This is a genomic window from Methylomonas sp. PHL2-19, assembly GCF_059331595.1.
The window spans coordinates 3817524-3831168 of sequence record NZ_CP196839.1 but is presented as its reverse complement, the minus strand read 5'-3'; the positions used below and the strand labels follow the sequence as shown (position 1 = coordinate 3831168).

General features: G+C 47.3%; 13 protein-coding genes. 8 read left to right on the top strand and 5 right to left on the bottom strand.

Going from position 1 to position 13645, the window contains the following annotated elements:
• Window positions 1-118: 118 nt before the first annotated feature.
• Window positions 119-406 carry a type II toxin-antitoxin system RelE/ParE family toxin gene (locus tag ACR02O_RS17610; RefSeq protein ID WP_319961993.1) on the bottom strand — a complete coding sequence of 96 codons (288 nt, stop codon included), beginning with the start codon at window positions 404-406 and terminating at the stop codon, window positions 119-121.
• A 15-nt stretch (window positions 407-421) separates the two neighbouring features.
• Window positions 422-694: a type II toxin-antitoxin system ParD family antitoxin gene (locus ACR02O_RS17605; protein ID WP_319961992.1), complete on the bottom strand. Its 273-nt coding sequence runs from the start codon at window positions 692-694 to the stop codon at window positions 422-424.
• 296 nt (window positions 695-990) lie between these two features.
• On the opposite strand from ACR02O_RS17605, the gene ACR02O_RS17600 reads away from it, so the two are divergent.
• Window positions 991-1233, top strand: coding sequence for a DUF2281 domain-containing protein (locus tag ACR02O_RS17600; protein WP_033155290.1), 243 nt, complete (start codon window positions 991-993; stop codon window positions 1231-1233).
• A complete protein-coding gene (locus ACR02O_RS17595) occupies window positions 1233-1631 on the top strand; it encodes a type II toxin-antitoxin system VapC family toxin (RefSeq protein WP_033155289.1) in 399 nt (132 codons plus the stop codon). The genes ACR02O_RS17600 and ACR02O_RS17595 overlap by 1 nt, the downstream gene beginning before the upstream one ends.
• Before the next feature lie 9 nt (window positions 1632-1640).
• Here ACR02O_RS17595 and ACR02O_RS17590 read toward each other — a convergent pair whose 3' ends face one another.
• Window positions 1641-3062 (bottom strand): Nramp family divalent metal transporter, encoded by a 1422-nt coding sequence (locus ACR02O_RS17590; protein ID WP_225892873.1) that lies wholly within the window; start codon window positions 3060-3062, stop codon window positions 1641-1643.
• A 119-nt stretch (window positions 3063-3181) separates the two neighbouring features.
• Window positions 3182-4144, bottom strand: a complete 963-nt coding sequence (locus tag ACR02O_RS17585) for a helix-turn-helix domain-containing protein (protein ID WP_033155288.1) — start codon at window positions 4142-4144, stop codon at window positions 3182-3184.
• A gap of 321 nt (window positions 4145-4465) precedes the next feature.
• Here ACR02O_RS17585 and ACR02O_RS17580 point away from each other — a divergent pair, with 321 nt between their 5' ends.
• From ACR02O_RS17580 to ACR02O_RS17570, 3 genes are all read left to right on the top strand, one after another.
• The gene (locus ACR02O_RS17580; protein WP_415878136.1) at window positions 4466-5563 is read left to right on the top strand and encodes an IS5 family transposase; all 1098 of its coding nucleotides are present in this window, start codon (window positions 4466-4468) and stop codon (window positions 5561-5563) included.
• Window positions 5564-5822: 259 nt separating this feature from the next.
• A complete protein-coding gene (locus ACR02O_RS17575; protein WP_033155287.1) occupies window positions 5823-6281 on the top strand; it encodes a hypothetical protein in 459 nt (152 codons plus the stop codon).
• Between the two features lie 12 nt (window positions 6282-6293).
• Window positions 6294-6854: a hypothetical protein gene (locus ACR02O_RS17570; protein ID WP_033155286.1), complete on the top strand. Its 561-nt coding sequence runs from the start codon at window positions 6294-6296 to the stop codon at window positions 6852-6854.
• Between the two features lie 98 nt (window positions 6855-6952).
• On the opposite strand, the gene ACR02O_RS17565 is transcribed toward ACR02O_RS17570, so the two are convergent.
• Window positions 6953-7159 (bottom strand): DUF1289 domain-containing protein, encoded by a 207-nt coding sequence (locus ACR02O_RS17565; protein WP_033155285.1) that lies wholly within the window; start codon window positions 7157-7159, stop codon window positions 6953-6955.
• A gap of 420 nt (window positions 7160-7579) precedes the next feature.
• On the opposite strand from ACR02O_RS17565, the gene ACR02O_RS17560 reads away from it, so the two are divergent.
• The 3 genes from ACR02O_RS17560 (at window position 7580) to ACR02O_RS17550 (ending at window position 13619) form a co-directional block, all read left to right on the top strand.
• Entirely contained in the window at window positions 7580-9979 is a 2400-nt protein-coding gene (locus ACR02O_RS17560; protein WP_494522100.1) for a TonB-dependent receptor plug domain-containing protein, read from the top strand.
• A gap of 713 nt (window positions 9980-10692) precedes the next feature.
• Window positions 10693-12492, top strand: a complete 1800-nt coding sequence (locus ACR02O_RS17555) for a hypothetical protein (RefSeq protein WP_494522099.1) — start codon at window positions 10693-10695, stop codon at window positions 12490-12492.
• Window positions 12489-13619, top strand: coding sequence for a type 2 periplasmic-binding domain-containing protein (locus ACR02O_RS17550; protein ID WP_494522098.1), 1131 nt, complete (start codon window positions 12489-12491; stop codon window positions 13617-13619). Before ACR02O_RS17555 ends, ACR02O_RS17550 begins: the two co-directional genes overlap by 4 nt.
• Window positions 13620-13645 lie beyond the last annotated feature (26 nt).

Below are 13645 nucleotides of genomic sequence, written 5' to 3'. Positions count from 1 at the left end.
GTAGGTTCACGCGCAAGCTTTTATACCTGGCGAGGATAGCGAAAAACTTCGTGCGCCAGTCTAAATGCCTTGCGCACGAGGCCAAAAGCCGAAGCGGAATACCAATGTGCATCGGCGACTAGATCACGTTGGGTAAATCCCTGGCGCCATGAATGACGCGAACTATCTGCACGCCATCGGTTAGGGTTCTGTAAAGGATAAGGTATTTGCCCGATATAAAATACCGTAGCTCCGGTGCAATATCCGGACGGTAACGACCCATCTGGGGATTGTCTGCCAGCATGATGAAACGCTGTTCCAGATCATCCAATACTCTATCAGCCGCAGGAGGATTGTCTTGGGCAATGTAGAGCCATATCTCAATTAAATCTTCTTCGGATTGAGCAGTACGCTGGACGCTACCCATGGATAGTTTGCCGTATTATTTAGTGGATGATGCAAGGCGTTTTCTGGCCTCCATCTTAATGGCATCCATATCGGTAAATTTTCCAGAGCCGCTATCAATACCTGTCTGCCAAAGACTTTTCAGTTCTTGAAGTTCACTTTGTTGCAACAACCGTTTAGTTTTCCAGTCACGCAATGCTTCACGAATGAGTTCGCTGGAGCTGGCGTATTCACCGCTTTCAACACATTGCCGCACAATAGTCGCCATTTCGGGTGTTAAAGCGATAGATATTTTTTCGACGTTGGCCATATTTATTACCTCCAGCGATGATGGTAGTAATGTTTCACACTATCTGCAAATGATTCTTGAGCAACTACCGATTTTGGGTTCTGGTCTGCAACCTAAGCTCTGTTGGCTAGATCCATACGCTGATTCCTCGCAAGTTTGGAGGGTGCGAACACTACCAAGCCCTCAATATATCGCGTTTTAGCAAATTCCCTTTGTGCTTCTTACGAATTTACGCTATAGGTTTAGGCTTGTAGCTGCCAGTACTGGCGGATAGGATATTCTTAGACGTGATACCGACTTAGCTCAGGAAATGACCAATGAACCTAGCCGAAACTATTTATAAACACAGTTTAAATCTCCCGGAATCGGCTGCTCGCGAAGCCTTGGATTTTATCGAGTTTCTGGAGCAACGTTATTCAATGGATCAGCCGCAAACAGAGCAGAAGAACGATACAGCGGCCTTTCTGGCTGCATTGGCTGGTGGTTTAAGCGAAGATTTTCCGGATGATATTAGTGATGCCGATTTAGGAACTGACACACTCAGAGAGACTTGGGACTGATGGCTTATTTATTGGATACCAATGCTGCCATTGCACTGTTGAAGGAAAATCCAAACTTGCTTAATCATGTTCGTCACGTAGGTAGGACATCATTAAAACTGTGTGCGCCTGTCGAAGCGGAGTTGTGGTTCGGTGTGGCAAAAAGCGTTCGGCAAGAACAAAATCGCTCCCGCCTGCTTACGTTATTAGAATGGGTACCAAGCTTACCCTTTGCAGGCCCGGCAACACAGCGTTTTGGTGAGATTCGGGCCTTTTTGGCTAGTCAAGGGACACCCATAGGCCCGTATGATTTGCAGATTGCCGCTATCGCTGTTGCCAATGACTTAACGGTTATAACGAATAATACCCGGGAATTTCAGCGGGTGCCGGGTCTCAAATTAGAGGATTGGCTGTCGTGACGAACCGGCTCAAAGTTTAAGGCTGGCCTTTAAATACAACAATGCCAACAGCAAATACACCACAAAGCTCAAACCCAACAGCCACGGCTTACCTTTAGGTCTGGCCCATGCCGGCAAATGTGGCGGCAGCATTTTGTGGTTGATCAGATACAACGCCACCGGGAACATGATGGTGCCGCCGAAGCCGATGATCGCGCTGGTTAAAATCAGCGGGCCAGGGGCGTCGAGTTGCATGGTCAGCGAGGTGATGACCGTCAATAAGCCCAGAAAGATGTAATACCAGCGCCGGGCCGGCAGACGGCGGCTTTTCGGAAACAAGGTCAAAATAATATCGGTCTGGATACGGCTGACCGCGTCGGCGGTGGCCAGCCAGGTGTCGGTTAAAAACGCGGCCGCCACCACCAAAAACAGTAAGCGGCCTATCTCGCCCCAACTCACCGCAAAAAACTGGCTTTGCACCACCGCCAGTTCGTATTCCTGCGGCAGCAAACCTTTGGGAAACAACAGCGCATAAGCCAGCAGACAGGTCATCAGCGTGGTGAGCAGATTGCCGATAATGCCGACCAATATGTCCGCGCTTAAAAACCGTCGCCAGGTCGACCAGTTTTTTGCGCTTTCCGCTTCGTCGGCGGGCAGGAAGCCGTCGCTCAATACAGCTTCTTCTGCACCTCCCAAGCCGGTGATACGACCCACCAGGCCGGCCATGCCCGCACCTTTGTCGCGCAACCAGTAGGAATAAAACAAAATCCAAAAGCCGCCCAGCCCGGCAAAGGTAATTGCGGTTAATAACTTGCTGGCATCGGCGCTGTCCCAGGGGCGCGGCATCTCGCCGACCGGGCCGAGCAGGCCCAAACTAAACGTCGGCAGGGCCTTAAGCACATCGCTTTGCAGGCAGGCTGACATTAAACCGACCACGGTCACTACCGCGACCAGTTTCATAAAGCGCTCTATCAGGGTGTAAACCACGCCGCTGGCCAGAATCGCGGTAATGAACACCGCAATGGAAGCATAGCCCCAGAACAAGCTTTGCCCGCGCTGGGTCCAGCCTGTCGGCCAGTGCGTCAATTCCGCCATCGCCGTGCCGCCGGCCGAAGCAAACGCACCGAACCACAAGAACGACACGGTCATCAGCAGCCACAGAAAGATCCCAAAGCCGCGATGCAAACGAATAAATCCGTGGAAAATGCTTTCGCCGGTCAGCATCGTGTAACGGCCAATTTCCAGGTTCAACGGATATTGCAGCAAACAGGCCGGGACCAGCAGCCATAAAAAAGTCAGGCCGTATTTGGCAATCATGTAAGGCCACCAGATCAACTCGCCGCTGCCTTGCGCTAGCGCCATCCACACCACGCCGGGCCCAAGCGCCGCCCACCAACCGGGGAAGGCTGGGACACTTTGGCGGGGGAGGGATTGCAAGTCGGTATTGTTCATGGTTTGCAAAAATGAAAGCTTTGTTGGAAAAGCCGCCATTTCCGCAAATTTGCTTGGATTTGGCAAATCCTGTTAACAACAGGATGTGTTACTGGTGGAAATGGGAAAACCAGGGGTTTTCAGCGTTTCTTGGAAATTTGTTTGGGTGAGACGCCAAAATGTTTACTAAAAGCCAAGCTGAAGTTGCTGGTGTGCCTGTAACCCACCATCTCTGCCACCAAGCTGACGGGTTGCCGAGTCGACGCCAATGCGCGATAAGCATGCTGCATTCTGATCTCGGTCACTACGCCATAAGGAGAGTTATTAAAATAATGTTGGAACAGATTTTTTAACTTGAACGGGGAGATGCCTAGCGTTTTTGCCAGCTGTTCCAGCGACGGTGGGTCTTGGTAATGCAGTTCGAGGATCTCGCGAGCCTGGTCCGCCATGCGCCGGCTGGCTTCATCGAATCTGGAATAGCCATATTTTTCAGGCCGGCAGAGTTCGCTTAGTTCGTTAGCCAGTATCGTCATGACATGGCCGTTTAAGGTTAGCGGTGCTAAAGGGGCGCTGAGGTCACATCCCAGTAATTGCCGGGCAGAAATCGTGCTTTGAGTATGGCTTGGCCGGCTGCTTAACAGTTGCAAGGCATTGTTCCGGAAGAAAAATGCCGATTCATTTTCGCCCAAATAACGGTCCATCCAGCGCTTGCCGATTGAAAAACGCAATTGCTTTATAGGCTGATTTGCTTGGTACCGGCGTTCGCCGTGACTGCTGTCGAAACTGGTAATCGTGGTATGGCCTGCGCTGAATGTCAGCTCGTGCTTGTCGCTGTCGATGAAGCGGGTGTGACCGGTTATCCCAAGCGTTACTACCAGGCGTGGTTCGCCGAAATCGATTTTGCTGGTGATCGCCAGATCGTGCAGGGGGTGATAGGTCGTTTCTATGTAACTCAGGGACGGATCGAGCTGAAAAATTAGCGATCTGCCCTCGCCAAGCTGAGAAGGTAAGGATTGACGCCAGCAATGTTGTTGCTGACCGGGTTGCATAGATAATTCGTCACTGTGCAGCCTTTTGTATCCCGCCTTTTTTCTGTCGGTCATGTCGTGAAATGTCCTTGGCCTGGAAAATTTGCCCACCTCTTTTGGGCATACGACTTACTTTTACAATAATTTGTGACATAACACTAATTTTTAGCATAAATCGGTTTGAATCGGTCTGTTTTACCGGACGAATTGGATGCGTGTTTTCTCTTATCTTGTTGTTTTATATGTTTTACTAAATCGGTGGCATAGGGATTGATAGGTAGTTTTGGGTTGCTTCCCTACTTAACAGGCTGGTGAAAAACTCGAAAAGCCAAGTAAGCTAAGGCATAGATGAGCGGCTAACTGTTAAAATAGGCTACCTAAATTTGGAGCCTTTCAATGCGCGGACACGATGCCATTCAAAACAGCTGGTTCAGCTATGTTAGCCTGGAAGACCGTATTCCCAAACAGCATCCGTTGCGTCGTTTACGGCTACTGGTTGATGGCGTATTGGCCTCAATGGATGCCGTCTTTGCCGAGCGTTACTCGCACACAGGCCGTCCCTCGATTGCCCCTGAAAAACTGCTGCGCGCCTTGCTGTTGCAAGTGCTGTACACCGTTCGCAGTGAGCGTCAGTTGATGGAACAACTGGACTACAACCTGTTGTTTCGCTGGTTTGTCGGTCTGGGCATCGACGACGCCGTGTGGGAACGCACAGTGTTCAGTGCCAACCGCGAACGCCTGCTGTCCGAAGCCCTGAGTCGCGAATTTTTTGAGCGGGTACTGGCCATAGCCGAATGGCAAAATCTGGTGTCCGACGAACACTTCAGTGTCGACGGTAGCCTCATTGAAGCCTGGGCCTCGCACAAAAGCTTCGTCAAAAAAGATGGTAGTGGTCCCGATAAACCCGCCGGCCGCAATCCCGAGATCGACTTCAGTGGCGAAAAGCGCAGCAACGCCACCCATCAAAGTACAACCGATCCCGAAGCCCGGCTTTACAAGAAAGGCGAATACACCGAGGCCAAACTGCGTTACATCACCCATGCCTTGTCCGAGAATCGCAACGGCCTGATTGTCGATGTCGAAACCACTCAAGCCACCGGCACCGCCGAAATCGAAGCCGCGCAAAAAATGATCAAACGCCGCGTGCCCCAAGGTGGCAGCGTCGGTGCCGACAAAGGCTATGACCAACCGGCGTTCGTCAACGGACTCGAGTCCCGTGATATCAAAGCCCATGTGGCCCGCAAAAAGATTGGCAGTGCCGTCGACGGCCGCACCGCGCGCGGCAAAGGTTACGCCCAAAGTCTCAAGCGCCGCAAAATCGTCGAAGAAGCCTTTGGCTGGGTCAAAACGGTCGGCGGCCTGCGCAAAACCCGTCACATCGGCTTAGCCAAAGTCGCGGGTCAGGCCTTGTTTTGCTTTGCCGCCTACAACCTGACGCGCATGCTCAACCTATTGGTGTTCACGCCGAAACCGGCGTGGAGTGCACCCGCCTAGGGTGAAGTTCGCCTGAAAACCGTCCACAGACGGCTTCAGGCGAATAAAAAGCCCTTGAAACCGGGGCAAAACGCTTGAAACTCGATGTCATGACCGATTTCAACTCGAAAAAATCACGAACATCGTGGGTAAGGGGAAATATCGGCGGGTTTTTCACCAGCCTGTTAAGCCTCAGATTGCGCGGAATCGCAATCAGCAGGAATGATTAGGGGTAATTCGCCAATCACAAAATAACTATCAAGATTTTCGAGAGGACACGATGAAAAACTTTAAATATCTACTGCTCGCTGCCACGTTGGGGCTGTCCAGCCAAGTTCAAGCCGCACCAGGTTGTAGCGCCGCTAATTTGAACGGCAGCTATGTGCTGTATCAAAACAGCGTGGCGCTGGCTAATCTGCATACCGGACGGTGTGAAATTACGGTTCTTAACGGCGTCGTCGGCGGTTCATGCGCATTCACTACCACGCAAAGCGGAATTATTACCCCTGGTTTCGCCGGCCCGGTCAGCGGTACCGCCACCATGAACACCGATTGCTCGGCCGTGGCACAATTAGATTTTTCGCCGGCGCCGAACGTCACCGTGCAATCATTCTTTGATTTGCAATTTACCCCGGACAAACAATCGTTTATCGGGCAATGGACCAATAATTTCGGCTTATTGGGCACCTCCTCCGGTACCCGTTTCTCGCCGTTCCTGCCCTCCACACCCGCGCAATAAGGCCTGCTGATTATGACAACTAAATCTATAAAGCTGGCCTTGGCGGTTGCGGCCGCGTTATTGGCGCCCGGCGCTAACGCGGCCGTTTACAATTTTGTGCAAACCGGTTTTGACGACGGGGCGACCATTTCCGGTAGTTTTACCGTGAATGACGCCAATCACTCCGGGCAAATTAACGTGGGAAGCGCCAATTTCGGGATGAATTTCAATGAAATCTCGGCGTTTTCTTTGTCGTTCTCGGGTAACTCTATCGTCGCTGCGTTTACTCATAACCTGGCTGATTTGTCGGCGATGGTCTACAACCTCAACAGCCCGTATCTCGGCGACGAGATTAACGGCGCGCAACAAGAACTGATTGCCACCAATTACTTTGGCACCACTGGCTTTGATTATTACAGCGGCATGGGCTTTGGCGGTTTCGGCGGCGCGGTATTCGATAAAGCCAACAATGCAACATCTTACAGCTACGAATTGGTGTCGGTAACGCCAGCCGCCGTGCCGGTTCCTGGCGCAGTTTGGTTGTTTGGATCGATGCTGGCCGGGTTTATCGGTATGAAGCAGCGCAAAGCTTGATAGCCGGTTGCAAGGCTTGGTTAGCAAAAACGCCCGTTAAGGGCGTTTTTTTTAATGATCGTTTCTTGTTGACGTGGGGCGCAATCAATTCGCAACGGTCAGGCGGTTTTTTGCAGCTTTTTCAAAATGCTTTTGCTGATCCGTTCCACAAAGTCTTCGGGATTTTCGTAGTCATGCTCCCGGATAAACTCCACGACCGATGTCACCAATTTTTTGGTGTCGGTGATTTCCTGGTGCGATCTGCCGCAACCGCCGCAGTGGGTGCCTTCGGATGTGCATTGGTCGATACAAGGTTGGTATTTCATAGAGTGTTCTCAAAGGTTAATGGCTAAATGAAGATTATTGTAAGTGGCGGCAGTGAGTTACCGCAAAACTTAACGCTAACATTGGGTCTTTCGATTCTGATGTTTGGCAAATTGCTGTTTACGTTGTTTTGATTACTGTGGTCATGGCAGCATAAGTTATTGAAATTCATCAAATATTAAGTTAAATAACATAGTTCAATAACTTGAATTAAATAATTCTAATATTACAATATAGTTTGCTTTAATTTGTTATAGCTAATTGACCGCTTCAGGCTTCCGGCTGTAGTCAATCATAAAAACTGTTTCTACATTTCACAGAATTCCAGCTTTTTTGATGGTTTCAAGGGCGGAAAGGTCTTGATGATCTTGGTAGGGAGCAATAGCAAATTGACGTTATTTTTGACTTTCGAAAGGCGAATTATGAAAAAAATCTGCACAGACAATCAACAAACGGTCCGGCACGTCCCCTCGTCAGTAACAACAGGTCTCGGCTTATTGGGTTTGTTGGCGACTGGCATGCTGCCTCTCGGCTTTAGCTCGGCGGTTAGCGCCGATGACACAATCGAAAACTCCCTGGTTGATGAAGTGGTACTGGAAAAAGTCATCGTCACCGACAAGTTTCCCGGGGTAAAGGCCTTAAACGCTTCAGACATGGAAGCGGATATTCTCACCAGCAAGCGCGCGGCGGTTAGTGACACCGCTAAACTCCTGGAAGACACGCCGGGGGTGAGTTTATACGGTGCCGGCGGCGTATCCAGTTTGCCGGTGATACACGGCTTGAACGATGACCGTGTCAAGATCGACATCAACGGCATGACCTTGACCTCGGCTTGCGCCAACCACATGAATCCGCCGCTGTCGTATATCGATCGCAGTAATATTGGCAAGATCACGATTCTGACCGGGGTGACACCGGTGCGTCTGGGCGGCGATAGCATCGGCGGCACGATCTCGGTGCAAACGCCGGACCCGGTATTTGCCGAGCCGGGCAAGGATATTTTGCTGGATGGCAGCGTATCCTCGTTTTACCGCAGCAACGGCGATGCCTTTGGCGGCAGCATCGCCGCCGGCGTGGCGACGCAAAATGTGCGGCTGGACTATACCGGTTCGCATACCGAGAGCATGAATTACAACGACGGCAACGGCCAGATCGTCAAGTCCACCGCTTACGAAAACCAAAACCATTCTGCGGCCTTGTCGTTCAAAACCGATAACCATTTGGTCGTGATTCGTGGCGGTCAGCAGCATATTCCGTTCCAGGGCTTTCCCAATCAGCGGATGGACTTGACCAACAACGACAGCATCTTCGGCAACATCATGCACAAAGGCAGTTTTGATTGGGGTTCGCTGGAGAGCAAATTCTATTTCGAAAGCACCCAGCACAGCATGGATATTGGCGAGGACAAACACAGCCAGTTTCTGGATGGCACGGCCAGTGGCGGTACATTTGCGCCGCCCAACGATCAAATGCCGATGGAAACCCGTGGCCGCAACCTGGGGTATAAAATCCAAGCGGAAATTCCCTTCAACAAACGCGACACTTTCCGCATCGGCAACGAATATCACAGCAACAAAATCAACGATTACTGGCCGGCGGTACACACCAATACCAGCATTGCCGCCAATAACACCGACGCCCGCAGCGCCTATTGGATGATGGCGCCGGAAGCCTATCTGAACATCAACAACGGCGAACGCGACCGGGTGGGATTTTTTGGCGAGTGGGAAGCCAATTGGGACGCCAAATGGCGCAGCTTGTTGGGTCTGCGCTACGATCACACCACCACGAATACCGGTGAGGTTCAACCCTACAACCCCGATTTGATCAACACCGGTCCGACTCGTACGGTGGATAGAGCCGGGGCGATTACCGCGCTAAACGCCGCCAATGCTTTCAACGCCCGCGACCGCGAGCGCAGCAACGATACTTTCGATGTCACGGCTTTGGTGCAATTCACCCCCAACGACATGAGCCAATACGAATTGGGCTACGCCCGGAAAAACCGCGCGCCTAATTTATACGAACGCTACGTCTGGGGCGCGCGCAATATGGACATGGCGATGATAGGCTGGCATGGCGACGGCAACGGTTACGTCGGCAATATGGATTTAACCGAGGAAACCGCGCACATCGTCAGCTTGACCGCCGCATTCCACGAACCGAAAAACAATCTGTGGGAACTGAATGTCACGCCGTATTTTACCTACGTGAACAATTTCATTGACGCCGACCGCTGCGTCAGCGCCTCCAATGCGGCGGCGAGCGGGTGCAAGGCCACACCACAAACCGCCACCAACAGCTTCGTCTATCTGCAATATGCCAATCACGACGCCAGACTGTGGGGGATGGATGTGTCCGGCCGGACACGGATTTATAAAGACCAAACCGTCGGTGAATTTGCGGCCCATACCACCATGAGTTACGTGCGTGGCGAGCGCATGGACGGCGGCAATCTGTATCACATGATGCCATTCAACATGAAGCTGAGCTTGGATCACCGTTTGAGTAGCTGGCAAAGCGCCATAGAAATGCAGTTCGTCGACGGCAAGGACGATGTGCAGGCCATCCGCAACGAAACCGAGACGGCGGCGTATATTTTGTTAAACGCCAGAACCGGCTACGAGTGGGGCAAAGTGCGTTTTGATGTGGGTCTGGATAACGTGCTGGATAAACAGTATTACCATCCGTTGGCAGGCGCCTACCTTGGCGACCGCTATGGCATGAATCCAACCGCTGCCGCTAATGTCACCGTACCCTGGGGCAGAAACGTTGCCGGCATGGGCCGCTCGGCGTTTGTGGGCTTGACGATCAAGTTTTAATGCCGAGTGTGAGACTCAGTGGAAATTGATTGAACGAAGCTATTTGATTGTTGTGTCACGACCCAGGTGGGTTTTGACACAATGATTGGAAAATCGCGGGCTTTTAGCCTTAATTGGTATTCATCTTTGCGGCATGGTGCTGTTGTGACTTTGGGGTGGGGCAAGTCTCGGCCACTAAGAGACGATCAGCTTTGCTTTCCTGATAACGGCAAGTGAACGCAATTCCGCCATTCCATCGCCAACTAATCAAAGCTACTAATATTTTTATGTCCCGGTGACTTAGTACGTTTGTACTGGCACAAATGTAACGTTGACTAATGACACTACTCATTACATGATTATACTCAAATGAATTTGTGTTATCGGTCAAAAGCAGACTATTAGAAAATGAATATATAATTCAATCTACCAGACAGGCCGGTAGTAATACAAAGAATTAGTTGCAAAACATTGTGAAAGGTGCAAAATTCAAAATTTATTAATTCAACAAAGAAAATTGAAGGTGTCTGGAAAAATCATAATGATCAGTTAATGATTATAGCTACCCAACAATTAACAGAACCACACTTTGGTTCAATTGTTCATAGCGAGCCGAAAGTCGTGTTGCTAGGGTGAGATTTTTTCATGCATCTATTTTTATCTTGCGGCATAATTAATCCTATATTAATTTAATATCTTAACATTCAATCTATTAAAGCCTTGTTAGTAGCACAATGGAACGGTTTCAGCTAGACAGCAATGATCAAGTTAAATTTTATTCAATAGGAATTAATGGGGTTAGCATTGATGGTCAGAAAATTGATACATCGCAAATCAGAGAACAAGATACGTTATATGTAGCAAATGTTACCACTCCAACATTTGATGTATATCTCAGAGTAAAAAATGGATTTGGTGAGCGTCGCCAATTACAACTAGTGGTTGGTTGTAATAATGGAGATATAAATGTAACGGTAAATGAAAATCCATTTGCAAATTTGCAAATTTCCAAACCAGAAACGAGCGGCATTGACCTGATAACCATTGAACGATCAATCAACTCTAAAACAGAACCTAATGAGGTTACTGATCTAATTGAATATGGTCAATATATTGATGTAAAAATAACATTCGATAAATTAGATGTCGGAGATCGAGTATATATATTTACTGGCGGGACTGATGATTCTAAGGGTTCTATAATAAAAAATATAACTGATAAGGCTTATTCTAGAACAGCTAAGTTCATTCAATACACTTTTTGGATAGTTGCCATTCAAATGTGTTTTTTATGGCTTTATTTTCAAAAGGACTCTAATGCATTTCAAGGGATATTGCCTGTAATTCTTGGTGTTCTTTATTCGGTTGCTACCACATTTTTACCCTCAGATGCTTTAAAGAATTGGTCCCCAAATGAAATAATCCGAAAAATTCACTCAAAAACCCCAGCGAAACATAGAAAATCAATGGTTATTTCTCTTGTGTCATTATCTATTGTGATTTTTGTTTTCGTGGCTTTTTTTCTTCGGGCCATATGGATAAAGGACTCCTATATATCTTTAATCAAATCTTCAGTCTCAGCCAATGAGAATAATTTTAAGAAAATTGCCGATGCATTCTATCTTGTTCCGTGGCGAAGAGAATCTTTTCTAGTCTATGAATTAAGATCTAAAGAACTAAAAACAACAATCGAAACGCAAAGTCAATGGCGGTCTTTCTCAAGAGACCTTATCGATGATCCACATATTCAGAAAGTAATAAACCCAAGCAAAATTCAGCTAGGAATTGATAATATAGTTAAATGGATTTTGTTGGAACAAGATGATAGCAATATTGTTACTCAAGATCCAATCCTTGCAATTGCTCAGATTATGGCTGAGTCTCAACCTGAGGTGCAGGTTGAAAACTTAGAAAAAGCATTTCAGTTGTTAGAAAAACACTCATCTGATGCTCGGGCCCGTCTACTTAAATTGTACTTTGAGTATGATCTCGCAAGTCATATTGATATAGATGGAAAAAAAGTTTGGTCTCGAACAACAGACGAGGTAGTTTCTGACTTAACACGTGAAACTGATGAATACATAAGAAAAAAAAATACACCCAACACACAAGAATATTTACAATCAATAGACTTAATTGGATATCATTCTTTAAAGTCAGCAATTTCTGCTTGCAATGAGCAAGGGATTCAGCTAGCGATTTCCCAGTTTGAAAAGGTGTTAGAGTATCGCAGCCAAATTGACCCATATTCATCAAGATTTACGTTACGATCACCTGGAAAATTGCGAATATTTCATTTGTTTAGATTTTTTCACTTTGACGGGGATTCAAGTCGAGATCCCATTTGGGGGCAATACTATTATGAATATAAGAAGATATTTGATCTTTGCCCAAGCCTTAAAGATAGAATTAATAAAATACTAAATGAAAGGGATTTATCAAAATGGGAGAAATGGACGGGCGGCAATCCGTTTGATAATTCAAAATATCGAGATTTTATACTTAAAGAAATTAATATAGGATGGTTGATATGAGTAGCACAAATGAACTAGAGATCAGCTTAAATAAAAGTCTTAAACAGCATAGTAACCCCGGTATTTATGGAGTTCACCTAATTTCTGATTTTCCTGAAAATCTTAGCCCCCAAAAAAGTCGAAAATTATTTACCTATAATTCTTTGGCAGAAGTTAAGTATGCACCGGTATCTTCAGCTTGCCCACGAGACTATGAGACATCCCCCTTTTCTTCAGGATGCCCTGCTGACATTAAGCTCGCACCGTTATCTGCAGCTTGCCCATCTGCTTATGAGACGCATCCGCTTTCATCGAGCTGTCCTTCAGACGTTGAACGTGCACCATTTACTGCAGCTTGTCCATATCCAAAATTTCAAGCGAATTTAAATAACGGCTTGCAAATGTTACCTTCAATACAAACCCTGAGCATCGATGGCTCATTTGTGGAAGATTTAGGCTTCAAAAATAATAATTATTTCGAGCGCAGTTCTTCAAAAATGTTTCACGTTTTTTCATTAGATGAGATTGACTTAGTTTCTGCCAGAACAGATTGTCATGCTATTATCGCGCATGGTATAAGTAAAATTACTCCAGGATTTAAATATTTGAAAATTACAACTGAACATGCTCCTGTTTTTGTATCCACCACGAATCCTGTTCAAAATATTGGTTTTGAAGAAATTCTCGATATTTTACGTGGAAAAATCAAAAGCTGGAATGATTTAGGTGTATGTTTTGATTCACCATTACAAATTTATCTCAATGGCGGATATTTGCAAAGGCGAAAATTCTGCGTTCTTTTAAATAGACTTTCCATACCAACAGATGAGCTAAAAAAGACGAAACCTATTTACGGTGACTCTTACGATGACCTTGAGCTACTTGCTTCAAAGGACCCAGGTGCCATTGTCTTTGGACTGAAAACGCCCTCTTTATCCGGTTTGCGAGTTGTAAAGGTCAATAATGAGCTCCCGTGTATATCAAATTCTTATCCAATTGGTCTGCCGATTTATTTTTTCCAAAGGGATTCAAATGAAGGAAAATATTTTAGAAAGGTCTTATCAAATAGATTAACAGAAATGAACACTAGTTTCGTTTCTTTGATACAAAGAGACAACCTAATCAAAAACGGGGAAACCAGTTTTTGAATGGCTTTCAATAATGCCTGTATAGA